The sequence below is a fragment of the Arthrobacter sp. SlRoot2-15 genome, from assembly GCF_059739345.1.
Map to the genome: position 1 here is coordinate 337,486 of NZ_AP046058.1, position 24,698 is coordinate 362,183.

Below are 24,698 nucleotides of genomic sequence, written 5' to 3' on the forward strand. Positions count from 1 at the left end.
ACTTTTGCAGTACCCGTTCAGCACCCCGTAGAAGGACCCACCCGCCTCATGGCACGCCGCCAAACCACACCCCCGGCAGGGGAAGCCCCGGACTTCGTCGAGAACATCGTCGATATCGACGTCACTTCCGAAATGGAAGGCTCGTTCCTGGAGTACGCCTACTCGGTCATCTACTCCCGGGCGCTGCCCGATGCCAGGGACGGCCTCAAGCCCGTGCAGCGGCGCATCCTGTACATGATGAGCGAGATGGGCCTGCGCCCGGACCGCGGCCACGTCAAGAGCGCCCGCGTGGTGGGCGAGGTGATGGGCAAGCTGCACCCGCACGGCGACACCGCGATCTACGACGCGATGGTCCGAATGGCGCAGGACTTCTCCCTGCGGCTGCCGCTGATCGACGGCCACGGCAACTTCGGCTCGCTCGACGACGGCCCTGCCGCCCCGCGGTACACCGAGGCGCGGCTGGCGGCGGCCGCGCTGACCCTGACGGACCACCTCGACGAAGACGTGGTGGACTTCGTCCCCAACTACGACAACCAGCTCACCCAGCCGGACGTGCTGCCGGCAGCGTTCCCGAACCTTCTGGTCAACGGAGCCACCGGCATCGCCGTCGGCATGGCCACCAACATGGCCCCGCACAACCTTGCCGAAGTGGTGGCGGCGGCCCGGCACCTGATCGCGCACCCGGACGCCACGCTCGAGGACATCATGAAGTTCGTCCCGGGCCCGGACCTGCCCACCGGCGGCCGGATCGTGGGCCTCGACGGCATCCGGGACGCCTACGCCACCGGCCGCGGCTCCTTCAAGACCCGCGCCAAGGTCGACGTCGAACAGCTCTCGGCACGCCGAACCGGCCTGGTGGTCACGGAACTGCCCTACATGGTGGGCCCTGAGAAGGTGATCGAGAAGATCAAGGACGCCGTCAACGGCAAGAAGCTGACCGGCATCAGCGACATCGTGGACCTGACCGACCGCAAGCACGGCCTGCGGCTTGTGATCGAGCTCAAGAACGGCTTCAACCCGAACGCGGTGCTGCAGCAGCTCTACCGGTTCACGCCGATGGAGGACTCCTTCGGCATCAACAACGTCACGCTCGTCGACGGGCAGCCGCAGACCCTCGGCCTGCTCGAACTGCTCTCCGTCTACGTGAACCACCGGATCAACGTGGTGCGGCGCCGCACCTCCTTCCGGCTGGGCAAAAAGAAGGACCGCCTGCACCTGGTCGAGGGCATGCTCATCGCGATCGTGGACATCGACGAGGTCATCCAGATCATCCGGTCCTCGGACGAATCGGCCGAGGCCCGCACCCGGCTGATGTCCATCTACGACCTCACCGAAATCCAGGCCAATTACATCCTGGAACTGCGGCTCCGGCAGCTGACCAAGTACTCCCGGATCGAACTCGAGAAGGAGCAGGAGGAGCTGCGCCGCGAGATCGCCGAGCTGCAGGCCATCCTGGACTCCCCCGAGCTGCTGCGTGCCCTGGTCTCCGATGAGCTCGGGGAACTCGCGGACAAGTACGGCACCCCGCGCCGGACCGTGCTGCTCGAGTCTGAGGCCGTCTCCCCCACGGTTGCCGCCGCCCTCGCCGCGCCCGGCGCCAAGGGCAAGGCCGCCCCGCTGGCCCTGGAGATCGCGGACGACCCCTGCTGGGCCATCCTGACCGCGTCCGGCCAGATCGCCCGCACGGCCAACCAGGACAGCCTGGCCGAGTCCGGTCCGCGGACAAAGCACGACGTGTTCCGTTCTGTGGTCAAGACCTCGGCGCGCGGCGAGATCGCCGCGGTCACCTCCCAGGGCCGGATGCTGCGGCTCCAGGTAATGGACATGCCCGTGCTGCCGCCCACCTCCGGCACCCCCAACATGGCCGGCGGCGTTCCGGCCAAGGACTTCATCACGCTGCTCAAGGGCGAATCGCTCGTCGCGTTCGCCCCGCTGGATCAGGTCCTGGCCATCGGCACCGCACAAGGTGTGATCAAACGCGTCCAGCCGGACTACCCGCTGAACCGCGAGGACTGGGAAGTGATCGCCCTCAAGGACAAGGACACCGTGGTGGGCGTCGAGCCGGCCGCCGGCGACGACGTCGAGCTGGTCTTCGTGACCCGCCAGGCCCAGCTGCTGCACTTCAGCGCCTCCGCGGTCAGGCCGCAGGGCCGCACCGCCGGGGGCATGGCCGGGATCAAGCTCGCTGCCGGGGACCGGGTGCTGCACTTCGGCACCGCCGGCGCCACCGACGACGCCGCCGTCGTGGTCACCATCGCAGGCACCGAGGGCGCCCTGCCGGGCACCGCGCCGGGCGCCGCGAAGGTCACCGCGCTGGCCGAGTACCCCGCCAAGGGCCGCGGCACCGCCGGCGTCCGCGCGCACCGCTTCCTCAAGGGCGAAGACACCCTGCTGCTCGCCTGGGCCGGCCACGGCCCGGCGAAGGCGTCCTCTCTGGCCGGGGTTGCCCGCTCCCTGCCGGGCGAGCACGGCCGCCGCGACGGCTCCGGCATCCCGCTCTCCCAGGCCATCGACGCGATCGGCCCCAGCATGGCGTGGGCCTCGGACGTCCCGGCGGAGGCCTAGCGCCCGGGCTATTCCGGGCATCCGGTACCGCGCGGGGCTCCAGCAAACGACCAGGTCCGCCCATTCGCCACAGCTGGCCGCTAACTTGCCCGACTTAGCGGCCATTTATGGCAAATGGACGGGCTGCCCTGTGGACGAGTCCTTGCTCGGGACGCCCTGTCCGGCACGAGAACCGTCGCGACCGGCACCCGGCCTCGCTACCCGAGAATGGGCTCCTTGCCCGCTCCGTTCATCCATTTGCCACACACGGCCGCTCAGGGCTTCGCTATAGCGGCCATCTGTGGCCAATGACCAACGGGGCACTCACACGTGAGGCACTCCGGCAGGCAAAGCGGCGTTGCCATGTCCCCGGTAGTCCATCTTTGGTCCCGGGCTCAGGCGGCGACGTCCCGGCGTCGGAAGCCGACGACGGCGAGCGCCACCAGCACCGCGACGGTGCACACGGACACCGCCACCCCGTCCCAGGCGACGCCCGTCCGCAGCGGGTCATGCGCGATGTACTGGAAGAACGGCGAGACCTTCTGGATCCGGTCGAAGGCGTCCACCAAGGGCGCCAGGGCATTGACGATGTAGGCGAACACCGCCAGCGCCGCAGGGACCCCGCGGCTCAGGCCGGTCTTGCCGGTGCCGGCGGAGAGCGCCAGCGCCAGCGCCCCGAACACGACGCCGAGCAGGGCCAGGTGCACCATGGTGGCGGCGACCTTGTCCGCCGGCAGTTCCAGATCCACGAACTTGCCCTCCAGGACCAGCGAGGCACCCATGACGGCCGCCAGCAGGACCGTGCCGAGGACCATCGCCAGGAACTTGTCCAACACCACCCGGCCGCGGCCCACCGGGTTGGACAGCAGCAGGTCCATGGTGTGACGGTCTTCCTCCCCGCCGATGGACCGCGCGCCCGCGCCGATGGCGTAGACCAGCACGGCGATCGGCCCCATAAAGGAGAGCAGTTCAACCTGGATGTACCCGGTCGGGGTCGACATGTCCGCGCCCGAGGTGGCGAACATGGAGCGGAACGCCTCGGGCATCTGGTCGATGAAGTCGCCCATCGAGGGCTGGTCGCGGACGGCCGGCCACACGGCGGCGTACATGGCCACCAGCACCACCAGGGACAGCGACCACGCCAGCAGGCTCCGGCCCTGGTCCCGGAGCGTCTTCGCCAGCACGCTAGCCAGCATCGGGGCCCACCGACCCGGCGCTAACGCCGTTCGCACCGTTCGCGCCGTTGCGGTCCATGCCGTAGTAGCTGAGGAAGGTGTCTTCCAGCGGGGCCTCGGCACATTCGAAGTCCTCCACCTGCCGCGCGCTGACCCGTTTCAGCAAGGCGTCGAGGGCCGATTGCGGGGCGCTGCAACTGAACGAGCGGCCGTCCACCAGCACATCGCGCAGGCCGGGAATCCCGGCGAAGTCGGCCGCGGCCACGTCCTCGGCGAAGCGGGCCCGCACCTGGTGCAGGGACCTCGCGGCCAGGTCCTGCAGCCGCTCCACAGCGACCAGCTTGCCCCGTCGCACCACGCCGATCCGGTCCGCGACGCGCTCCACCTCGCCGAGGACGTGGGAGGAGAACAGTGCGGAACCGCCGTCGGCGGTGTGTTCGAGCAGGATGGTGTGGAAGACCTGCTGCACCAGGGGGTCGATTCCGCTGGTGGGCTCATCCAGCACCAGCAGCCGCGGCCGGGACATCACGGCGAGGACGACGGCGAGCTTCTGCCGGTTGCCCCGGGAGAGGGTGCGGGCCGGCCGGTCCAGGTCCAGGCCGAGCCGGTCCGCAAGCCGGACCGCGTGTTTCTCATCGTCGCGGTGCCGCAGGTGGGCGCAGTACGCGACGTGCTGGTGCCCGGTAAGCCGTTCGTAGAGGGCCGGCTCCCCCGGGACGTAGCCCACCACGCGGTGCACCTGGACCGGCTGCCGCCAGGAATCCAGGCCCAGGACCTCGGCGGTGCCCGCGGTGGGCCGCAGCATGCCCATGATCAGCCGGATGGTGGTGGTCTTGCCGGCGCCGTTCGGGCCCAGGTAGCCGAAAACTTCGCCGGCTTCAATGGTGAGGCTGACGCCGTCGAGCGCGGTGCTATGACCGAACCGCTTGCTGAGGCCGTCGAGCCGGACCAGGGCTTCCGCGCACATGTGCAGAGTCTGCTCCGCCGCGGCGGGCCGCTCCAGAGGCTTTGGGCCCGCGCCAGGTCCCGGGCAGCGCACTGCCGCCCGCGACCAAGCGCGGAGAAGCTACATCCCCGAGTTGATGTTCAGGATGTTGCCTTCGGTGTCGAGGAACCACGCTGCGGAGCTACCGTCCGGCAGGGTGGCGATGCCGTCCTCGGTCTTCAGGCCCGGGAAGTCGTACTCCTCGAAGACAACCCCTGCCGCGCGGAGCTCGGCGACGGTGGCCGGCAGGTCGGTGACCATCCAGCCCATCTGGGTGTTCTTGGCGCTTCCGGCGTTGGACGTCTGGTAGATCAGGAATCTGCTGCCGGCGCCGCAGGTGTATTGCAGGTTGTCCTCGGCATCCGGGTTATCGGGTTCGAGTCCGAGCTTGTCGCGGTAGAAACCGCGTGCGCGGGCGAGGTCCGCGGCCGGCAAAACGGCGCCGACCGGCTGGTCTTTGAGCATGGCTATATCCCTTTCCAGGCCCTTCCCCCGGTTCGCATCCTACTCCTTCCCCTAGACTGCAGACATGCCTATCGTGCCCGATCAAAAAGACTGGACCTGGGTGCTCACCCGGCCGTGCCCCGAGTGCGGTTTCGACGCCTCCGCCTGCACCCCGGCCACGACTCCGGGAAAGCTTGCCAACATGCTGCCGCGCTGGCGCGCCGTGCTGCGGCGGCCGGACGCCGCGGTCCGCCCGGACGAGGACACCTGGTCGCCGCTGGAGTATGCCTGCCATGTCCGGGACGTGTTCACGCTCTTCGACCACCGCCTGGACCTTATGCTCACCGAGGACGACGCCCGCTTCGAGGACTGGGACCAGGACCGGACCGCGGTCGAGCAGGACTACGCCGGCGCCGATCCCGCCGAGGTGAGCGCGGCGCTGACCGCCGAGGGCGAGCAGATCGCCGCGTCCTTTGGCCGCGTCCCGGAGCGGGACTGGGACCGCAAAGGCACCCGCAGCAACGGCTCGGAATTCACGGTGCTGACGTTCTCGCAGTACTTCCTGCACGACGTCGTGCACCACCTCCACGATGTGGACGGATAGCGCGTGGATGGGTAGCGCGTGGATGGGTAGCGCCTCGACGGATAGGCGCGGGACTGCCTAGAGTTCCTTGTCCCAGGCCATGCTGCGGTTGACCGCGACGTACCCCATCTTGGTATAGAGCGCCAGTGCCCCGGTGGGGTTCTCGGAGTCGACGTCGAGCGAGGCCTTGTCCATTCCCGCCGCGGCGAAGCGGCGCATGGCGTCGGCCAGCAGCGCCTGGGCAATCCCCCGGCCCCGGAACTCCCGGCGCACCCCCAGCAGGTCGGTGTAGCCCTCCTTGAAGCCCCGGGCCGCGGCACTGTCGGCGTCGTGGCTGGCGATCTGGTAGCCGGCCACCCGGCCGCTGGCCTTCTCCACGACGACGGCGCTGAGGTCCGGCCGCGCCTGCGGATCGTTCACCACGAACCCCCAGGCCTCCTCGTCGCGGGGCTCGCTGCCCCAGTGGTCGCGGAAGGCGTCGTTGTGGGCCAGCCGGACGGCCTCGTGCAGGCCGGGCCAAAAGTCCACGAGTTCGAGTCCGTCGTCGAGCGCCGGCTCCGGGAAGGCGTCATCCAGCGGCCGGTGCATCTCGTTGTAGTAGCGGACTATCCGGTAGCCGCAGTCCTCGAAGAGCGAGCCCTGGTGGGTGTGCTGCTCTTCCATGTAGAGGCGCAGCCTCGGCCCGGCGGCCCCGGCGTCGTGGGCGAAGCGCTGCAGGGTCCGGGACTCCAGCCAGCCCAGCAGCCCGGTTCCGATCCCGCGGCCCTGCCACTGGGGGTCCACGCAGCCGAAGCCGACGGCCTTGTCACCCTCCGGGTTTTTCGTCAGCCTCGCATAGGCCCGTGCGACGCCCTCGCCGTCGTATCCAACGATGCTGTTCGCGGCCACCGGTTTGGTCCGGGACGCCAAGATCTGGGCCAGGTCCTCGCGCCGCTCGAACCAGACGGGCCGCTCGACAGCGGCTGTCCGGGCAATCAGGGCTGCCCAGTCCTCCAGCTCGGCTTCGCCGGCGGGCCGCCAGTCCAGGCCGGGGTCGAGGCGGCCCTGCGGGTCGGTGTGTCCGGTCATGGCTACAGGCTAACTGCGCCCCTAGCCCCGTGCCAGCAGCGGCTCGGCCCGTGACGCTGCATGGTCGAGGTCAAGCAGGCCGTCCTCCGGGTCGATGTCCTCCGGGTTGTGCGTCACCAGGACCACGGTGCGGCCGGCCAGCCCGCGGCGCAGTTCGGCCAGCATCGCCCGGCCGGCCTCAGCATCCAGATGCGCCGTGGGTTCGTCGAGCAGGATCACGTCGGCGCCGGTCAGGAGCGTGCGGGCCACGGCCAGTCGCTGGCGCTCCCCGCCGCTGAGGAACGCCCCGCCCGGCCCGATGGGGGTGTCCAGCCCGCCGTCGAGCCGCTTCAGCAGCGGCTCCAGGCCGACGGCGATCAGCGCCTCGGCCAGTCGCCGCTCAAGCTCCGCAGCCCCGCCCGGCCCCGCCAAGCGGTCCCCTTCCGGAAGTCCCAGCATCAGGTTTCCGCGGATGGTCGAGTCGAAGAGGTGTGCCTCCTGCGGGCACCACGCGGCGCGGCCGGTCAGGAGGAGCTCTCCCCCCGCGGCCGGCAGGAAGCCGAGCATGGTGGCCAGCAGGGTGGACTTGCCTGAACCGGATGCTCCGGTCACCGCGAGCCAGCGCCCCGGTTCGGCACTGGCGGACAGGCCGGTGAAGACTTCCGCGCCGCCCGGCCACGCGGCCGCCAGGTGCCGGAGTTCGACGCCGGGACGCCCGCCGGGACGCGCGGCCAGCGGCACGATTCCCGGCGATTCCGGCTCCTCCGTTGCGAGGACCCCGGAGGCGCTGATGCGCCGCAGCACGGACCGCAGCGCCGGGTACTGCCGGACCGCCGTCGTGATGGCCGCATACGGTTCCACGAGGGCCAGCTGCAGCAGCACCACCACAGCCACGGTTGCCGGCTCCGCGGCGCCGCGAAAGACCAGGGGCGCGGCGAGAACCGCGCTGGCCAGCGCGGCGGCCCCGCAGGCCAGGACGGTGAGTCCCTGCCCGAGCCCTTCGGCGAGGGCGGACCGCTGCGACGCGGCCGTCGCGGCCCGGTCGGCCCGGTGGATGGCGGTCAGGACCGGGGCGCCGACGCCGTTGGCGTGCAGTTCGGCGCGCGCATCCAGGGCCGCGGCGACCCGGCGCAGCACGCCGGAGCGCAGTTGCTGTTCGGTGCGGGCGGACATCCGGTCCGCGAGCAGCGCCAGCGCCGGAGCGGCCACAAGGCTGACGGCGGCGCCGGCAATCACGGCCGGCAGGGCTACCGGCAGCAACAGCCCGATCCCCGCGACGGCGGCCGCACCGACGGCAACGGCCGTCAGCGGCGGCAGGACCACCCGCGGCAGCAGCTCCCGGACGGTGTCGACGTCGTCCACCACAGCGCCAAGGACGTTGCCGCCCTGCAGCAGCCGCCGCAGCGAGAGGGCCCGCCGGCTCAACGACTCCCACAACCGGCCTCGGAGCCGCGTCAGCGCTGTGAAAACGGCGTCGTGCAGCAGCAGCCGTTCGGCATACCGCAGGGCGGCCCGGCCGACGCCGAAGAAGCGCACCCCCACAATGGCGGTCAGCAGGTACAGGATGGGCGGCTGCTCGCTGGCACGGATGATGAGCCAGCCGGAGAGCCCGGCGAGGGCGAGGGCGAACAGCGCGGCCAGGACGCCGACGGCACCGGCGGCCGCAAACTTCCCGGCGACCGGCGCCAGCAGCCGGCGCAGCTGGGACGCCGCCGTCCCGGCGCCGGCGGCGCTGTCCGCCGGGTCGGGCGCGCTGCCAGAAGCTCCCGCGGCACGGGAGGCGGTGTGGGCCGGGGCCGACGGTCCGGAAGTGCCGGCACGCTGAGGGGCAAGCGGCGAGGCCGGGGCGGCTCCGGAGCGCCCGTCCACGGTTACCAGCTGGTCCGCGAGTTCCCGGGTCTGCCGGTCGTGGGCGACCAGCAGCACGGTGGCCTTGCCCCGCAGCCCCGCGATGCTGCGGCTCACGGCGTCGGCCGAGGCCCGGTCCAGGTGTGCGGTGGGCTCGTCCAGGAGCAGCACCGTGGCGCCGGCCGCGATCCGGGCCAGTCCGCGGGCCACGGCCACCCGGCGCAGCTCCCCCGGGCTGAGCTCGGCAGGATGCTTCGCGGCAAGATGTTCTGCCGCGCAGGCGGCGAGGCAGCGCCGGGCCTCGGCCGTGTCATCGGTGCTGGCGTGCCTCTGCGTCCGGTCCGGGGCCGCGCCCAGGTACAGCAGGACTTCGGCCAGCACGTTGGACTCCACCAACACGGGGTGTTGCGGCACCCACGCGAGGTTCGCCGTCGTAAATCCTGTGAACTCACCGGTGACATCCGTGCCGGCGCCGGAACCGATGGTGCCGGCGAGCACGCCTAGAACAGTGCTCTTACCCGCGCCGCTGTGACCGTCCAGGGCAGTGATTTCTCCCGGTGCAGCCGTAAAGCTCAACGGCCCGACGGCGGCCTCCGCGCGCCCGGGGTAGCGGACGGTCAACTCCCTGACCGTGACCGCGGGCGGCGCAGCGGCCGGCTCGACGGCCTGAGGGGCCGCGGCCGGGACCAGCGGCACGGCCGTGGCGGCGTCGAGCACTTCGGTGGTGTCGGCCAGCGCGGCCCGGCCTTCGTCACTGGCGTGGTGGGCGGTCCCGAGTTCGCGCAGCGGGAGATAGCAGTCGGGGGCCAGGATCAGGGCCAGCAGCCCGGCCTCGAGCGCCATGTCCCCGTGGACCAGCCGGACGCCGATGAAGACGGCCACCACGGCGACGGAGATGGTGGCGATGAGCTCCAGGGCCAGCGCCGAGAGAAAGGCGGTGCGAAGGGTCCCCATGGTCCTGGACCGGTAGTCCTCCGAGATGTCTTCGAGGGCCTTGCGCTGGGCGGCGGCGCGGCCCAGGCCCACGAGCACCGGCAGGCCCTTGGCGAGTTCCAGCATGTGGCCGGAGAGCCGGGACAGTGCCGCCTGCGCGTCACGGACCCGGTCCTCGGTGTAGCGGCCGATCAGGATCATAAACAGTGGCACGAGCGGGACCGTGAGCACGATCACGACGGCACTGATCCAGTCCGCGAACAGGATCCGGGCCCCCAGCAGCAAGGGGATGGCGGCGCAGTTCACCAGGGCGGGCAGGAACTGGGTGTAGTAGTTGTCCAGCGCGTCCAGTCCGCGGGTGGACAGCACCGCTAGGCCGCCGTCGGCCGGGCCGGCGGTGCGGATTCCGCTATGCAGGGCCCGCTCCAGCAGCCGCGAGCGAAGCTCCTCCTTGACCCCCAGGGCGGCCCGGCGGGCGGCCACGGCCTGCGCCCACACCGTCAGCGAGCGCAGCACCACCCCGGCCAGGCCCCAGCCCAGTTGGTCGGCCCAGGCGGGGCTGTGCGCGATCAGGCCCACCAGCATGGCCGCGACCGCCTGCCCCATCAGCACCAGGGACAGGGCTTTGAGGGCCGCGAGCAGCCCCAGCAGGTACAGCGCGGAGCGGGTGGCGGGGCCGGTGGGGAACTGCGGTTTCATCGGGCGGCTAGTCCTTCGGCGCCAGGGCCTTGGCGGCAATGGCGGGCAGGAAGCTGTGCGCCTCGGGAATGTGGGCGGCGCTGACCCGGCGGCGGAACACCCAGTAGGTCCAGGCCTGGTAGGCCAGGACCAGCGGCAGCCCGATGCAGGCGACGATGGTCATCAGGCCCAGGGTGTAGTCCGAGGACGAGGCGTTGGCGACCGTCAGGCTGAAGTCCGGGTTCAGGGTTGAGGGCAACACCACGGGGAAGGCGGCGCCAAAGATCGAGGCGCTGCCGAGCAGCAGGAAGGCTCCCAGCGAGAGGAACGCCCGGCCCTCGGCACCGCCACGAGCGAAGTTCCAGGCCAGGGCGGCGGCCACGACGGCGGCGATCACGGCGGCGACGGTCCACACCTCGCCGCTTTGGAACTGCAGCACGATCGCCCAGCCGGCGATCGGCAGCAGCAGCACCGGCAGCAGCCGCACGAACCACTGCCGCGCACGGTGCCGGACGTCGCCGTCGGTCTTCAACGCCAGGAAGGCGAGCGCATGCAGCAGCGAGAAGCCGACGACGGCGAGGCCGCCCAGCACGGCGTACCCCGTGAACCACGCGAACGGGCCGCCCTCGCGGTCGCCGTTGGCGTTCAGCGGCAGTCCCGTGGTGGTCAGCGCCAGGGCCGCGCCCACCCCGAAGGCGGCCACGAGGGAACCCAGGGCGAGCGCCCAGTCCCACCGTGCCCGCCACTGCGGCGTGTCCACCTTGCCCCGGTACTCGATCGACACGGCGCGGAAAATCAGCGCGACCAGGACCACCAGCAGCGGCAGGTAGAGCGCGGAGAACAGGGAGGCGTACCAGAGCGGGAACGCCGCGAAGGTGGCGCCGCCGGCGGTGAGCAGCCAGACTTCGTTGCCGTCCCAGACCGGGCCGATGGTGTTGAGCAGCACCCGGCGTTCGGTGTCGTTGCGGGCGAAGACCTTCATGAGCATGCCGACGCCCAGGTCGAAGCCCTCCAGAAAGAGGTAGCCCGTCCACAGCACCGCGATGGCAATGGACCAGATGGTGGGTAGCAGTTCCATACTGAAAATCCTCTGCTTCTTGTTCTTGGGCCGTTAGTAGGCGAAGGCCAGGACGTCGCCGGCTTCGGGCTTGCCGGGGGTACCGCCGGGCGGGGTCCGGTCTTTGTTCTCGTCCGCCGGGGCGTGGGCCAGCTCGGGCATTGCGGAGACAACGCCGCCGCGGATGTACTTCACCAGCAGCTTCACCTCAACCACCAGCAGCACGCCGTAGACGGCGGTCAGCACCAGCAGGGAGGTCAGGAGTTCGCCCGCGGAGACCCCCGGTGAGACCGCCGCGGCGGTGAACATAAACACCTGGTCGATGCCGCTGGGGTCAGGGTTCGGGGCGACAACGAAGGGCTGGCGGCCCATTTCGGTGAAGATCCAGCCGGCGGCGTTCGCGCCGAACGGGGCCAGGATGCCGAAGACGGCGAGCCGCATCAGGCCCCGGGAGGCCGGCACGGTCCCCTTGCGGGTGATCCAGAGCGCCACGAGGGCGGCGAGCGCTGCCACTCCGCCGAAGCCGATCATCATCCGGAAGCCCCAGTAGGTGACTTCCATGACCGGGACGTATTGGATTTCCTGGCCGGCCCGGTCACCGTAGATCGGGTTGTCCGGCAGGTGGGTTCCGTAGTCGGCCTTGTACCTCTCCAGCAGGCTGTTCACGCCCTTGACCTCGGTGGTGAAGTCGCCCTTGGCCAGGAAGGACAGGATGCCGGGCACCTCGATCACGGCCACGACGTCGTCGCAGTTCTTGGAGCCGACGTTGCCGACGCTCAGGATGGAGAAGCCGGTGCCGTCGTGGCAGGCGGCCTCGGCGGCGGCCATCTTCATCGGCTGCTGTTCGAACATGAGCTTGCCCTGCAGATCGCCGGTGATGGCGGTGCCGGCGAAGGAGATCATCGCGACGACGGCGCCGATCCGCAGCGAGCGGATCCAGACGGCGTGGTCCGCGCGGTCCCGGCCCGGGATGTCCGATTCGCCGGGGATGACCGTGCCGTCAGCCCCGACCGTGTCGATGCCGTCGTGGCGGCGGCGCCACAGGTGGTACCAGGCGATGCCCAGCAGGAAGGCCCCGGCGACGGCGAGGGCGCCGAACAGCGTGTGCGGCACGGCGACGAGGGCGGTGTTGTTGGTGAAGACGGCCCAGGCGTCGGTCATCACGGGCCGGCCGTTGATCATCTCCACGCCCACGGGGTGCTGCATCCAGCTGTTGGCCACAATGATGAAGTAGGCGGAGAAAACCGAGCCGATGACGGCGATCCAGAGGCACGCCAGGTGCACGCCGCGCTTGAGCTGCTTCCAGCCGAAGATCCAGAGGCCCAGGAAGGTGGATTCGACGAAGAAGGCCAGCAGCGCCTCCATGGCGAGCGGCGCGCCGAAGACGTCCCCGACAAACCGGCTGTACTCGCTCCAGGCCATGCCGAACTGGAACTCCTGCACGATGCCGGTGGCCACACCCATGATGAAGTTGATCAGGAAGAGCTTGCCCCAGAACTTGGTCATCCGGAGGTACTGCGGTTTGCCGGTGCGGTACCAGAGGGTCTGGATCACGGCCACCACCAGGCCCAGGCCGATCGTGAGCGGCACCATCATGAAGTGGTAGACGGTGGTGATGCCGAATTGCCAGCGTGCGATTTCCAAGGCGTCCAAGGCAGTCCCTTTGGCTAGGTTCCCGAGAGTTTTCTACATTGCGTAGAACTAACTTCTACAGAGTGTAGAACAAATCCACACCTTCCCGCACCCCAGCGTGGCACGGCGCACCCCGGCCCGCAATGGAGCGGCAGCAAGGTCCGTGGACGTGCGAAACCGTTCGCTCCCGGAGGACACGGCGGCCATGTTCTACCTTATGTAGAAACTGGACGCAAAACGCGGTAAATTTGAACCTGAAGTATTCAGCAACCACCCGGCGCAGCTACGGCGCCGGACGGCACTCACGAAGGACATACGGAATGGCAAGTCTCGGCGAACTGGAACGGGCAGTGATGGACCTGCTCTGGGCAGGCCAGGAGGCTGCGACGGCGAACACCCTGCGGGACCTGCTGGCGCAAAGCACGCGGTCGCCGGGCGACACCACCGGCCACGAGGGCAAGGACCTGGCCGTGACCACCGTGTTGACCGTTCTTTCCCGGCTTGAGCGCAAGGGCCTGGTGGAGCGCGAACGCGGCACCCGCCCGCACCGCTACCAGGCCGTCTCCAGCCGCGCGGACCACACCGCGGAACTGATGCACGAAGTGCTCGGCTCCGCCCCGGACCGCGAGGCCGTGCTGGCGCGCTTCATCGGCTCCGTGTCCGCAACCGAAGCTGAAACGCTGCGCAAACTGCTGGGCCACAGCTAACACCGGATGTTCTGGACCTCATATTTTCTGGCGGTCCTGGCGATAGTCCTGGCCTGGCCGGTGCCTATCCTGCTTTCCCGTGCCCAGTGGCCGGCCCGCTCCCCCTTTACGGCGATGCTGCTGTGGCAGGCGATCGCCCTCGCCGGCGGCCTGTCCATGATCGGCGCCATGCTTGTCTACGGTCTGGAACCGGTGGGAGACAACCTCCTGGCGGGCCTGCGCTCATTGGCGGGCATGGTCTTCCGCAACGACCCCACGACGGCGCTGGGCTTCTGGCACATCTTTGCGCTCTCCGCGGCGGCGCTACTGAGCGCCCACCTCGTGTTCACCCTGCTGCTGACCTACTACAAGATCCAGCGCCAGCGCCGGCGCCACCGCGAACTGCTGGCGTTACTGGCTTCCCCCTCGGCCGACGGCCCCCGGACCATGGTGATCAGCCACGACTCCCCCGTGGCGTACTGCCTGCCGGGTGGCGCCCGCTCCGTCACGGTGCTCTCGGATGGCCTGATGGCGGCCCTGGAACCGGACGAGCTGCGCGCGGTCCTGATCCACGAAAACACCCACCTGAGCCAGCGCCACCACCTGCTGCTCTGGGCCTTCGCAGCCTGGCGGCAGGCCCTGCCCTGGCTGCCGACCACCCGGCTGGCCCAGGAGGCGGTGAACTCGCTGATCGAGATGCTGGCCGACGACGTCGCGCTCAAGACCGAAAGCCGGGCCACCCTGATCAAGGCGATCGCGATTGTGGCGAGCGGTTCCGCGGGCGCGGCCGCTGCCCCGGCATTGCCGGCGGCCCGGATGGCGTTCGGCGACCGGGCCGCGGAGGCCGACGCCGGCCAGCCCGGCGCCACCGGGGGTGCCGGTTCGGCGGTGACTACCGCCTCGCGCGTCAGCCGGCTGCTCTCCCCCCAGCGGCCGCTGCCCGAGCCGCTGCGGATCGCCGTACTGGGCGCCTGCCTGTTGCTGCTCGCGGTGCCCACGGCGCTGCTGATCGTCCCCGGCCTGCTCGGCTAGGGCGCCGGGTCAGGCGGACACGTCAGGCGTCGATGCGCTCCCGGTCCAGGCTCGCGGCCCCGGCGATGATGAAGTCCTTCCGCGGCGCCACGTCGGAGCCCATCAGCAGGTCGAAGGTCTCCTCGGCCTGCTTGGCGTTCTCGATCCCGACCTTGCGCAGGGTGCGGTGTCGCGGGTCCATGGTGGTTTCCGCGAGCTGCTCCGCGTCCATTTCGCCCAGGCCCTTGTAGCGCTGGATCGGCTCCTTGTACCGCTTGCCCTCCTTGGCGAGCCGGGCCAGCAGGACGTGGAGCTCCGCCTCCGAGTAGGTGTAGATCATCTCGTTGGCCTTCTGGCCGGCGTTGATGACCTCCACCCGGTGCAGCGGCGGGACGGCGGCGAAGACGCGGCCCTCGTCGATCATCGGGCGCATGTAACGGAAGAACAACGTCAGCAGCAGGGTCCGGATGTGCGCGCCGTCGACGTCGGCGTCGGTCATCAGGATGACCTTGCCGTAGCGGGCGGCACCGATGTCGAAGCTGCGGCCGGAGCCGGCGCCCACCACCTGGATCAGCGCGGCGCATTCGGCGTTGGAGAGCATGTCCCCCACGGAGGCTTTCTGCACGTTCAGGATCTTGCCGCGGATGGGCAGGAGCGCCTGGAAGTCCGAGGAGCGTGCCAGCTTGGCGGTGCCGAGCGCGGAGTCACCTTCGACGATGAACAGTTCGGAGCGTCCGACGTCGTCCGTCCGGCAGTCCGCGAGCTTGGTGGGCATCGAGGAGGTCTCCAGCGCGTTCTTGCGGCGCTGGGTCTCCTTGTGCACGCGGGCCGAGATGCGGGACTTCATCTCGCTGACGACCTTTTCCAGCAGCAGCGCCGACTGGGCCTTGTCGTTGCGGTTGGAGGAGGTGAGCTTGGCGTTGATCTCCTGCTCCACCACCTTCGCCACGATCGCCCGGACGGCCGAGGTGCCGAGGATCTCCTTGGTCTGGCCCTCGAACTGCGGCTCGGCGAGGCGGACCGTCAGCACGGCCGTCAGGCCGGCGAAGATGTCGTCCTTTTCGATCTTGTCGTTGCCAGCTTTGAGCTTGCGGGCGTTAGTTTCCACGGCCTTGCGGAAGGTCTTGAGGAGCGCCTGCTCGAAGCCGGACTGGTGCGTGCCGCCCTTGGGCGTGGAGATGATGTTGACGAAGCTGCGCACGGTGCTGTCGTAGCCGATGCCCCAGCGCAGGGCCACGTCCACCTCGCAGTCGCGCTCCACTTCGGCCAGCTGGCTGTGGCCGCGCTCGTCCAGGACGGGCACCGTTTCCTTGAACTTCCCGGCGCCGTGCAGGCGCCAGATGTCGGTGACGGCCGGATCGGCGGCAAGGAACTCGACGAACTCGGAGATGCCGCCGTCGTGGTGGAAGACCTCCTCGTGCGGGCTGGACTCGCCCGGGGTGCCGGCAACCCGGCGCTCGTCCCGCACGGTGAGCTTCAGCCCGGGGACCAGGAAGGAGGTCTGGCGGGCGCGGGCCGCGAGCTCGTCGTAGGAAAACTTCGCGTCCGGGGTGAAGATCTGCCGGTCGGCCCAGTAGCGGATCCTGGTGCCGGTGACGCCCCGCTTGGCCTTGCCGATGACGTCGAGCACGGAACCGTCAACGAAGGGCTCAAAGACGGCGGCGGGGTCCGATTTGGTACCCGGGTCCTTGAAGCGGCCCGGTTCGCCCCGGCGGAAGGACATCTTGTAAGTCTTGCCGCCGCGGTCCACTTCGACGTCCAGTCGGGAGGACAGGGCGTTCACGACCGAGGCGCCGACGCCGTGCAGGCCGCCCGAGGCGGTGTAGGAACCGCCGCCGAACTTGCCGCCGGCGTGCAGCTTGGTGAACACGACCTCGACGCCGGTGAGCCCGGTCTTGGGTTCGACGTCGATCGGGATGCCGCGGCCGTCGTCGTGGATCTCTACCGAGTTGTCCGCGTGCAGGATGATCTTGATGTCGTGGCCGAAGCCGGCGAGGGCCTCGTCGACGGAGTTGTCGATGATCTCCCAGAGGCAGTGCATCAGACCGCGGGAGTCGGTGGAGCCGATGTACATGCCCGGGCGCTTGCGGACGGCCTCGAGGCCTTCCAGCACGGAGAGATGCCGGGCGGTGTAATCAGAACTTGGGGCCACGGGTCGGAAACTCCTTCAGGGATGGAACGTAAAAGACGCTCTTCCTAGGTTAGTCGGCTTATGGCCCGCCGCCCGGTTGCCACTCCCCGAAAGGACACCGGCGGCCAACCCGGCGGACGACACCGCGGACACCCTGGCGGACACCCCGCAGCAGCCGTTACTGAGCCGTGATACGCGGACAGCGAAAGTGGCCCATCCTTGCCATGGATTGTCCGCGAATGCTGGTTATATAGATGTATCGATCTACTAAGGAGGCCGAACATGACAACAGCAGTTGCGGACCGCACACTCACCACCGTTGACCGGTGCGACCGTTGCGGAGCTCAGGCATACGTCCGGGTTGTTCTCGGAGCCTCCGGCGGTGAACTGCTCTTCTGCGCTCACCACGCACGCGCCGTTGAACCGAACCTTCGCCCGCTCAGTTCCGACTGGCACGACGAGACGGGCCGCCTCCACGAGAAGGCACCGGTTCCGGTCGACTAGACGTCCACTCACGAAGGGCCCCTCCACTGCGGAGGGGCCCTTCGGCGTTAACCGCCGGTGTGGCCTGATCCCCGGGCCGGCGGCGGCTTAACCAAACAACGCGGGGTCGCTTCCCGCCCATGGATCCGATGATCATGGGCGGGAGGCGACCCCGCGCGGCCTGAGGTGGTGCTTAGTCCAGGTAGTCGCGCAGGACCTGCGAGCGGGACGGGTGGCGCAGCTTGGACATGGTCTTCGATTCGATCTGGCGGATACGCTCGCGCGTGACGCCGTAGACCTTTCCAATTTCGTCTAAAGTCTTCGGCTGTCCGTCGGTCAGGCCGAAGCGCATCGCCACGACACCGGCCTCGCGCTCGGAGAGCGTGTCCAGCACCGAGTGCAGCTGCTCCTGGAGCAGGGTGAAGCTCACGGCGTCCGCCGGGACCACGGCCTCGGAGTCCTCGATGAGATCACCGAATTCCGAGTCGCCGTCCTCGCCCAGCGGGGTGTGCAGCGAGATCGGTTCGCGGCCGTACTTCTGGACTTCGACGACCTTTTCCGGGGTCATGTCCAGCTCGAGGGCCAGTTCTTCCGGAGTGGGTTCGCGGCCAAGGTCCTGCAGCATCTGGCGCTGGACGCGGGCCAGCTTGTTGATGACTTCCACCATGTGGACCGGGATGCGGATGGTGCGGGCCTGATCAGCCATGGCGCGGGTGATGGCCTGGCGGATCCACCAGGTGGCGTAGGTGGAGAACTTGAAGCCCTTGGTGTAGTCGAACTTCTCGACCGCACGGATCAGGCCCAGGTTGCCTTCCTGGATGAGGTCCAGGAACAGCATGCCACGGCCGGTGTAGCGCTTGGCGAGTGAGACGACCAGGCGGAGGTTGGCCTCCAGCAGGTGGTTCTTGGCGCGCTTGCCGTCGTGGATGACGAACTCGAGCTCGCGCTTGAGCTTCGGATCCATGGAGCCGTCGTCGGCAGCGATCTTTTCCTCGGCGAAAAGGCCGGCCTCGATGCGCAGGGCGAGGTCGACTTCCTGTTCGGCGTTCAGCAGGGCGACCTTGCCGATCTGCTTCAGGTAGTCCTTGACCGGGTCGGCGGTGGCGCCCGCGGACATGACCTGCTGGACAGGGGCGTCGTCGTCGTCGGCGTCGGAGTAGACGAAGCCGGAGCCGGTGGTGGCGGCTGCCGCTTTGCCGGCTACTTCTTCGCCGTCGTCGCCGAGCTCGGCGGCATCGGGGGTCACGTCATCGAGTTCCTCGTCGACCTCAACGTCGTCGGAGTCCTCGTCCCGGGACTTGCTGGCGGCTTCGGCCGCGGCTTTGGCGCCGGGCTTGGGCCCGCGCTTCTTGGGCTCAGGCTTGGCGACTGCCGGGGCGGAGTCATCGCCCGCGGCGGAGGCGGCGTCTTTCGCAGCCTTGTTGGCTGCACGCGTGGCGGCACGCTTGGCGTTTGCCGCCGCCTTCTTCTCCTCGGGAGACAATACGGCCTGGTCGGCGGGTTCCTTCTTCGCGGAAGACGGGGTCACAGAAAACCTTTCTAGCAGCGGTCTGCGGAATCACCATACGGGCAACACCACTATGACCCTGTCAAGTCCGTGTTTCACATCAAGTGCAATCACGACCAGCAGAGCCACTAAGTAGAACTGCCGGAGCGACCGTAATGTTCCCTGTTTCCAAGGTTCCTTACACGCACTCAATCCACGGACCCAACCGGGTCTCGCCAACCATTGTCTCACGATTTTCCGGATCAGGGCCTCGAAGCCACTACTGCCGCGTTATATGGCGCACCACGCCGGCGGGGTTCAGGCGGCGTCGGGATCGAACTTCTGCCAGGCAGCGTCCCTGCGCCGCGCCCACCCGCACAAGGTCCCGCGGCGGCCCAGCTCGGCCAGTAACTCGGCCAGCCGGTAACCGGGCTGTTCGGCGGCCGCCTCGGTGAAGAGAGCGTCGGCGAACGAGCCGCGGCCGCGGCACCATTCAATCCAACCCCGGCCAGTGAGGGCAGCTGCCTTGGCCTCCCCGCCACCGCAACCGCCGAGGCGGGCCAGAACCCGGTCGAGCCCCGCCAGGCGTGCCCAGTCCGGAGCCGGAGGCAACAGGCCCAGCAGTACATCCCCGTACCCCGGGGGCTCCCCGGCCCCGGCGGCCTCCCCCGGCGCCGGGCCGGGAGCGGGCGCTGCCAGGGGGAACCCGTCGAGCTCGGGCAGCGGGGCCGGCTCGTCCGGCCCGGCGTCGAACACACCGAACTCCTCGGCACCGGCTTCCGCGGCCGACCGCCCGGCGGCGGCCATGACCAGGACCGCGTCCCGCCAGGGCGCCACGCACAGCGTCGCGCGCAGGTACCCGGCGAGGCCGGCAGGTAGCGCGCCGGCCGGCACGCCGGCGGACTGCCGCCCGGCGGTATTCCTGGCAGCCGGGCCGTTCGAGGCATCCAGCACGCGTTCCCAGACATCCAGCACCGCGTGGAACTGCGCCCGGTTCCGCCACCGGCCGGAGAATTTCCGGGACCAGCCCTGCTCCGCATCCAACGCGGCCGGTTCGTCCGGCGTCGGCGTGCCGACCGCGCCCGGGCGTCCCGGGAGGGACCGTCCCGGGGCGGCGCCCACGCTGCTGCCCCGGAAGACGAGCTCGGCGTTGAGCCTGCTGTTCTTGATTTCCTCTATCGGCCGGCCGGGTGGCGCGCAGCAGGACGGGTCGGTGCAGTGGGCGTTGCGCCAGTACCGCTCCCCGACCAGCCAGGCATCCCGCACCGGGAGCCCGGCCGCGCCGAGGGTGCGCTCCAGTTCACGCAGGAGTCTCGCCAGGGAGGGAGAAACGCCGTCGTCGGGGACGTCTCCGCCGTCGTCGGCAGCGTCCTCCGGCGCGGAGAAGATGGCGAGCAGCGCGCCGTCCGCCTCCTCATCCGCCTCAAGGTAGTCGCGGACGGTCCGCGCAAACTCGGCCAGCGCAGGCCCACGGCACCTGGACGGCTCCGGGAGGTCGACCCGCAGGGTGGCTCCGAGGCGCTTTCCCTGCAAGGTCATGGCCACAAGGCTGTTGGCCGGCCAGTAGCCGAGCGAATGCGGGATAAAGCCAAGAATGTCTTCGGGGCCGGTGATTTTCAGATGCTCGGGGGCTGTCATAGGCCCAGCTTCGTCCGCGCCGAAAGCGGCCGTCAGCCCCGAAGCCTGCTATGTGGACAACCGCCCGAACAACCCCGGAAAACCGGTCAGGGGGTGCGGCGGCGCTCCGCGACGAGCCGGCGCTGCCGGGCGAGGGCAGCGAGCAGCGGCGGCACCACCACGCCCTGCGCCGCCATCTGGCGGCGCACCTTCCGCCGCGTGATCAGGATGGCCACGGCACCGGCCACCAGCAGCACAAACTGCACGCTCAGCGCGATCCGGAACGCGCCGAGGCTGTAGAGCCCCTCCGGCGACAGCCCGGCCAGGTGCAGCGCATCCAGCGCCAGCCCGATCAGGAAGATCGAGAGGAGGGCGGCGATGAAGCCGCCCACGTTCACGATCCCGGTGGCGGTGCCGATCCGGTGGGCGGGGTTGAAGGTCCGGGCGAAATCGAAGCCGATCATCGAGCCCGGGCCGCCGATGGCCAGGACCACCACCAGCCCGGCCAGCAGCCACAGCGGCGACCGCTCCGGCTGGAGCAGCACCGCAGCCCAGGCCACGGCCGTGGCGCCGGAGATCAGCAGCACCATGGTGGAACGGCGCAGCGGGTGGCGGGCCACAAAGCTGCCCATCAGCGGCCCGGCGGCCATCGCGGCGGCGACGTACAGCGCCATCAGGGCGGACACGGTGCCGGTGTCCAGCCCCTGCGCCGAAATGAGGAAGGGGTAGCCCCAGGTCATCGCGAAGACGGTGCCGCTGAACTGCACGGTGAAGTGGCTCCAGAGGCCCAGCCGGGTGCCGGGCTGGCGCCAGGCCCGGGACAGTGACACGCCGGTGGCGCGGAGCCCCTGCGAGGGTTCCGGCGCGGGGTGGCCCGGCGGCAGGTCCTGCAACAGCACCACCACCAGCACGACGGCGAGCCCGGACATCCCGGCCAGGGTCAGGAACGCCGGGGTCCACCCGGCGGAGTGCAGGATCAGGGCGAACGGCACCACGGAGAAGAGCTGGCCCAGCTGGCCGGACATGCCGGTCAGCTGGGTGAGCAGCGGCACCCGGGACGGGGCGAACCAGAGCGGGATCAACCGGATCACGGAGACGAAGGTCATGGCGTCCCCGGCACCGACGAGCACACGGCCCAGGACGCCGCCGGGGATGCTGTCGGCGAAGGCCAGCTGTAGCTGGCCGAGGCCCATCAGCAGGGCGCCCCCGGCGATCATGGCGCGGGAGCCGAAGCGGTCCACGAGAACGCCGACGGGGATCTGCAGGGCCGCGTAGACCAGCAGCTGCAGCACGGTGAAGAAGGAGATTTCGGCGGCGCTGGCGTGGAACCGGGCAGTGGCCTCGAGGCCCACGACGCCGAAGGAGGTGCGCTGGCTGACCGCCACCAGGTACGCGAAGACCCCGATGATCCAGATCAGCCAGGCGCGGGGGGAGGTCACTCCCCCATTATGCCCCGGCCTTTCATAAATAGTATTTATTCGCCGGGTTCTTTACGGGCCAGGTAGGCCTCGACGGCGGCGCCGAGCGCGTCGGCGTTGGGGAGCTGGTCGTTCTCATCCGCGAGCAGCGAGCGGCGCACTGTCCCCTCGGCCTTCTCGTCGTACCGGGTTTCCAGCCGGGAGACGACCTGCTGGACTTCCTCGGAGGCGTCGATCTGCTCGGCGATCTGCCGGCCGACCTCCCGGCCGGCTTCGCGGAGCCGATCGGTGGGGAGCATCAGCGAGGTAGCCGCGCCCAGGTATTCCAGCCCGGCGACGGCGGCCGTCGGGTATTCGGCCTCGGCCAGGTAATGCGGCACGTGGATGACGTAGCCGGCGATGTTCCGGCCCGCCTCAACCAGGCGCAGCTCCAGGATGTGGCCGACGGCGGCCGGGACCTCGACGGTGGGCTTCCAGACCGAGATCCCCTCGATCAGTTCCGGCCGGTTGCCGTGCACGGTGACCCCGACCGGGCGGGTGTGCGGCACCGGCATCGGGATGGAGTGGATCCAGGCCGCCAGGTTGACGTCCAGTTCCTCCACGATGCCGACGACGGCGCGCGCGAAGCGCTCCCACTGCAGGTCCGGTTCGAACCCGGCCAGCAGCAGGAACGGCTTGCCCAGCCCGTCCTGCATCCGGTACAGGGCCAGGCGCGGGGCCTGGTAGTCCTGCAGGTGGTCCTCGACGAAGCTCACCTGCGGCCGCCGGGAGCGGTAGTCGATCAGCTGGTCGGCGTCGAACTCGGCGATGAGCTCGGACTCCAGGGTGTCCAGCAGTTCCGCGGTGATCTGCTTGACGACGTGGCCGGCGTCGGCGAAGCCGGTGAAGCCCATCAGCAGGTTGAGCCCGCGCAGCTCGGGGCTGCGGAACAGCGCGTCATCACGGACGTACAGAGTTTGGGGGTCCAGCAGGGAGCCGGAAATCCGTTCCATCACGGCATGTTCCTTTCGCAGTAGCAGGTAGTGGGAGGGCGGAGCCAGAGGACAGGGCGGCCCACGGGCCGTGCCGATACCAGCTACAACGCCCCGTCTGCCGGGGTAATTCCTGCCGCGGCTGTGGGCCAGCTCTCATTAAATTGAACTCCGGCGCCGGGGAGAGACTACGATCGGAGCTGGCCTTATAGATGGCCTTGCAGACACCGGATCGCGTGCAATGCCGACGGTGGCTCAGGTACCCGTGGCAGGGCGCCGAACATGCAGTTCCTGCCGAAATATCACAGAGAATTGAGGACTGTCCTCGTGGTCAAGAATACCGAAGTCAAACTGAGTGCCATCGCCGGAGACTTGAAAAAGTCGCCGTCCGACGCCCTCGTCGTCGGCGTGGGACAGGGCACCGACGGTCCCGTCCTGCTCGAAAACCCGCTCTCGGCCAAGGCTGCCGAAGCGCTGGCCGAGTCCCTGGCCGCTCTTGGCCTCACCGGCGCCGCGGACCAGGCGCACCGCCTCCCCGGTCTGCCCGAGGCCGGGGCCGCCGTGCTGGTCCTCGCCGGCGTCGGCAAGGTCTCCGCAGGCACCCCGCTCTCCGAGGAAGCACTGCGCCGGGCGGCCGGCTCGGCCGTGCGCCAGCTCGCCGGCGTCGCCACCGTTACCCTTGCACTGCCGACGCCGAACCTCGCCGCCGTCGCGGCCGTCGCCGAAGGCGCCGCGATGGGCGCCTACTCCTTCACCGAGTACCGCACCGCCAAGGACGGCATCAAGGACCCGGTCAAGAATGTCCGCATCCTCACCGACTTCGCCGCGGACAAGGCACTGGCGCCCGTGCTCGAGCGCGCCTCCCTGATCGGCAAGGCCGTCAACGCCACCCGCACGCTGGTCAACCAGCCGCCGAGCCACCTTTACCCCGAGTCGTTCGCCGACGCCGCTAAGGACCTGGCCAAGGGCCTGCCCGTCAAGGTGACCGTCTGGGACGAGAAGCGCCTGGAGAAGGACGGCTTCGGCGGCATCCTCGGCGTCGGCAAGGGCTCCACCCGCCAGCCGCGCCTGGTCAAGGTCGAGTACGCCCCGGCCAAAGCCACCGCCAAGATCGCGCTCGTGGGCAAGGGCATCACCTTCGACACCGGCGGAATCTCGCTGAAGCCGCACCTGGGCATGGGCGACATGAAGTCGGACATGGCCGGCGCCGCCGTCGTCCTCAACACCGTCCTGGCCCTCGCCGAGCTTGGCCTGCCGGTCAAGGCCACCGCCTGGCTGTGCATCGCGGAGAACATGCCCTCGGGCGCGGCCCAGCGTCCCGCCGACGTCATGACCATCTTCGGTGGCAAGACCGTCGAGGTCCTGAACACCGACGCCGAGGGCCGCCTGGTGATGGCCGACGGCATCGTCGCCGCGAGCCAGGAGTACCCGGACGCGATCATCGACGTCGCCACCCTTACCGGCGCGCAGCTGATCGCCCTCGGCGACCGCACCGCCGGCGTGATGGGCTCCGATTCGGTGACCGGCGCCATCAAGGCCGCCGCCGACCGCGCCGGCGAGCTGGTCTGGCCGATGCCGCTGCCCGAGGAACTCCGTCCCAGCCTGGACTCGCAGGTCGCTGACATCGCCAACATCGGCGAACGGCACGGCGGCATGATGACGGCCGCCGTGTTCCTGCGCGAATTTGTCGGCAAGGGCAAGGACGGCGAGCAGATCCCGTGGGCCCACATCGACATCGCCGGACCGTCCTTCAACAACGGCAGCCCTTACGGCTACAACCACAAGCAGGGAACCGGCTGCACCGTGCGCACCCTGGTGGCGTATGTCGAGGACATTCTCGCCAAAGCCGTCTAGCCGGGACCGCCGCCTTGTGGCCGGGGCTGATACCCCGGCCACAAGGCCGCGTGACACTGGACACAAGCGCTCCACAAACGCCACGGCAAGGTGGAGCATGTATTAGTGGTTCGCT

18 protein-coding genes are annotated in these 24,698 nt (G+C 69.6%); 6 read left to right on the top strand and 12 right to left on the bottom strand.

The features are described 5' to 3' along the window. Positions 1–48 precede the first annotated feature (48 nt). Positions 49–2,565 carry a DNA gyrase/topoisomerase IV subunit A gene (locus tag AC6I9V_RS01610; RefSeq protein WP_497898100.1) on the top strand — a complete coding sequence of 839 codons (2,517 nt, stop codon included), beginning with the start codon at positions 49–51 and terminating at the stop codon, positions 2,563–2,565. Between the two features lie 374 nt (positions 2,566–2,939). Here the strand turns inward: AC6I9V_RS01610 and AC6I9V_RS01615 are convergent, their stop codons facing one another. From AC6I9V_RS01615 to AC6I9V_RS01625, 3 genes are all read right to left on the bottom strand, one after another. Then, positions 2,940–3,728, bottom strand: coding sequence for an ABC transporter permease subunit (locus AC6I9V_RS01615; RefSeq protein WP_497898101.1), 789 nt, complete (start codon positions 3,726–3,728; stop codon positions 2,940–2,942). Position 3,729: 1 nt separating this feature from the next. Further along, positions 3,730–4,686, bottom strand: coding sequence for an ABC transporter ATP-binding protein (locus tag AC6I9V_RS01620; RefSeq protein WP_497898102.1), 957 nt, complete (start codon positions 4,684–4,686; stop codon positions 3,730–3,732). Between the two features lie 99 nt (positions 4,687–4,785). Further along, a complete protein-coding gene (locus AC6I9V_RS01625) occupies positions 4,786–5,169 on the bottom strand; it encodes a VOC family protein (RefSeq protein ID WP_349411871.1) in 384 nt (127 codons plus the stop codon). A gap of 64 nt (positions 5,170–5,233) precedes the next feature. Here AC6I9V_RS01625 and AC6I9V_RS01630 point away from each other — a divergent pair, with 64 nt between their 5' ends. Further along, a complete protein-coding gene (locus AC6I9V_RS01630) occupies positions 5,234–5,752 on the top strand; it encodes a DinB family protein (RefSeq protein WP_349411872.1) in 519 nt (172 codons plus the stop codon). A 57-nt stretch (positions 5,753–5,809) separates the two neighbouring features. Here AC6I9V_RS01630 and AC6I9V_RS01635 read toward each other — a convergent pair whose 3' ends face one another. Genes AC6I9V_RS01635 through AC6I9V_RS01650 form a run of 4 tightly spaced genes read right to left on the bottom strand, consistent with a single transcriptional unit; the run spans position 5,810 to position 12,947 of the window. Beyond that, positions 5,810–6,799, bottom strand: coding sequence for a GNAT family N-acetyltransferase (locus AC6I9V_RS01635; RefSeq protein ID WP_497898103.1), 990 nt, complete (start codon positions 6,797–6,799; stop codon positions 5,810–5,812). A 21-nt stretch (positions 6,800–6,820) separates the two neighbouring features. Continuing rightward, a complete protein-coding gene (gene cydD, locus AC6I9V_RS01640) occupies positions 6,821–10,258 on the bottom strand; it encodes a thiol reductant ABC exporter subunit CydD (protein ID WP_497898104.1) in 3,438 nt (1,145 codons plus the stop codon). 7 nt (positions 10,259–10,265) lie between these two features. After that, positions 10,266–11,315, bottom strand: coding sequence for a cytochrome d ubiquinol oxidase subunit II (gene cydB / locus AC6I9V_RS01645; RefSeq protein WP_497898105.1), 1,050 nt, complete (start codon positions 11,313–11,315; stop codon positions 10,266–10,268). Positions 11,316–11,348: 33 nt separating this feature from the next. Continuing rightward, positions 11,349–12,947, bottom strand: coding sequence for a cytochrome ubiquinol oxidase subunit I (locus AC6I9V_RS01650; RefSeq protein WP_349411876.1), 1,599 nt, complete (start codon positions 12,945–12,947; stop codon positions 11,349–11,351). 299 nt (positions 12,948–13,246) lie between these two features. Here AC6I9V_RS01650 and AC6I9V_RS01655 point away from each other — a divergent pair, with 299 nt between their 5' ends. Together AC6I9V_RS01655 and AC6I9V_RS01660 are read left to right on the top strand one after the other, a co-directional pair. Next, complete coding sequence (locus AC6I9V_RS01655; RefSeq protein ID WP_349411877.1) at positions 13,247–13,633, top strand: BlaI/MecI/CopY family transcriptional regulator; 387 nt, start codon at positions 13,247–13,249, stop codon at positions 13,631–13,633. Between the two features lie 6 nt (positions 13,634–13,639). Then, positions 13,640–14,644, top strand: a complete 1,005-nt coding sequence (locus AC6I9V_RS01660; RefSeq protein ID WP_349411878.1) for a M56 family metallopeptidase — start codon at positions 13,640–13,642, stop codon at positions 14,642–14,644. 22 nt (positions 14,645–14,666) lie between these two features. Here the strand turns inward: AC6I9V_RS01660 and AC6I9V_RS01665 are convergent, their stop codons facing one another. Then, positions 14,667–16,775: a DNA gyrase/topoisomerase IV subunit B gene (locus tag AC6I9V_RS01665; protein ID WP_497898106.1), complete on the bottom strand. Its 2,109-nt coding sequence runs from the start codon at positions 16,773–16,775 to the stop codon at positions 14,667–14,669. Positions 16,776–17,036: 261 nt separating this feature from the next. Here AC6I9V_RS01665 and AC6I9V_RS01670 point away from each other — a divergent pair, with 261 nt between their 5' ends. Then, positions 17,037–17,258, top strand: a complete 222-nt coding sequence (locus AC6I9V_RS01670; protein ID WP_175321658.1) for a DUF7455 domain-containing protein — start codon at positions 17,037–17,039, stop codon at positions 17,256–17,258. Positions 17,259–17,430: 172 nt separating this feature from the next. On the opposite strand, the gene AC6I9V_RS01675 is transcribed toward AC6I9V_RS01670, so the two are convergent. From AC6I9V_RS01675 to AC6I9V_RS01690, 4 genes are all read right to left on the bottom strand, one after another. Then, on the bottom strand, positions 17,431–18,765 hold the full coding sequence (locus AC6I9V_RS01675; protein WP_349411880.1) for an RNA polymerase sigma factor: 1,335 nt from the start codon (positions 18,763–18,765) through the stop codon (positions 17,431–17,433). A 276-nt stretch (positions 18,766–19,041) separates the two neighbouring features. Next, positions 19,042–20,361, bottom strand: a complete 1,320-nt coding sequence (locus tag AC6I9V_RS01680; protein ID WP_497898107.1) for a DUF4192 family protein — start codon at positions 20,359–20,361, stop codon at positions 19,042–19,044. Positions 20,362–20,447: 86 nt separating this feature from the next. Further along, the gene (locus tag AC6I9V_RS01685) at positions 20,448–21,779 is read right to left on the bottom strand and encodes an MFS transporter (RefSeq protein WP_497898108.1); all 1,332 of its coding nucleotides are present in this window, start codon (positions 21,777–21,779) and stop codon (positions 20,448–20,450) included. Positions 21,780–21,814: 35 nt separating this feature from the next. Beyond that, positions 21,815–22,753 carry a proteasome assembly chaperone family protein gene (locus tag AC6I9V_RS01690; protein ID WP_146337822.1) on the bottom strand — a complete coding sequence of 313 codons (939 nt, stop codon included), beginning with the start codon at positions 22,751–22,753 and terminating at the stop codon, positions 21,815–21,817. 303 nt (positions 22,754–23,056) lie between these two features. Between AC6I9V_RS01690 and AC6I9V_RS01695 the strand changes: the two genes are divergently transcribed. Beyond that, positions 23,057–24,583 (top strand): leucyl aminopeptidase, encoded by a 1,527-nt coding sequence (locus AC6I9V_RS01695; protein WP_497898109.1) that lies wholly within the window; start codon positions 23,057–23,059, stop codon positions 24,581–24,583. Positions 24,584–24,698: the final 115 nt, after the last annotated feature.

Excerpts from the sequence above, each read along its gene's own strand:
- AC6I9V_RS01620 (WP_497898102.1), bottom strand. The coding sequence starts at position 4,686 with ATGTGCGCGGAAGCCCTGGTCCGGCTCGACGGCCTCAGCAAGCGGTTC.
- AC6I9V_RS01610 (WP_497898100.1), top strand. The coding sequence starts at position 49 with ATGGCACGCCGCCAAACCACACCCCCGGCAGGGGAAGCCCCGGACTTC.
- AC6I9V_RS01625 (WP_349411871.1), bottom strand. The coding sequence starts at position 5,169 with ATGCTCAAAGACCAGCCGGTCGGCGCCGTTTTGCCGGCCGCGGACCTC.
- AC6I9V_RS01630 (WP_349411872.1), top strand. The coding sequence starts at position 5,234 with ATGCCTATCGTGCCCGATCAAAAAGACTGGACCTGGGTGCTCACCCGG.
- cydB (WP_497898105.1), bottom strand. The coding sequence starts at position 11,315 with ATGGAACTGCTACCCACCATCTGGTCCATTGCCATCGCGGTGCTGTGG.
- AC6I9V_RS01635 (WP_497898103.1), bottom strand. The coding sequence starts at position 6,799 with ATGACCGGACACACCGACCCGCAGGGCCGCCTCGACCCCGGCCTGGAC.
- AC6I9V_RS01655 (WP_349411877.1), top strand. The coding sequence starts at position 13,247 with ATGGCAAGTCTCGGCGAACTGGAACGGGCAGTGATGGACCTGCTCTGG.
- AC6I9V_RS01680 (WP_497898107.1), bottom strand. The coding sequence starts at position 20,361 with ATGACAGCCCCCGAGCATCTGAAAATCACCGGCCCCGAAGACATTCTT.
- cydD (WP_497898104.1), bottom strand. The coding sequence starts at position 10,258 with ATGAAACCGCAGTTCCCCACCGGCCCCGCCACCCGCTCCGCGCTGTAC.
- AC6I9V_RS01670 (WP_175321658.1), top strand. The coding sequence starts at position 17,037 with ATGACAACAGCAGTTGCGGACCGCACACTCACCACCGTTGACCGGTGC.
- AC6I9V_RS01660 (WP_349411878.1), top strand. The coding sequence starts at position 13,640 with ATGTTCTGGACCTCATATTTTCTGGCGGTCCTGGCGATAGTCCTGGCC.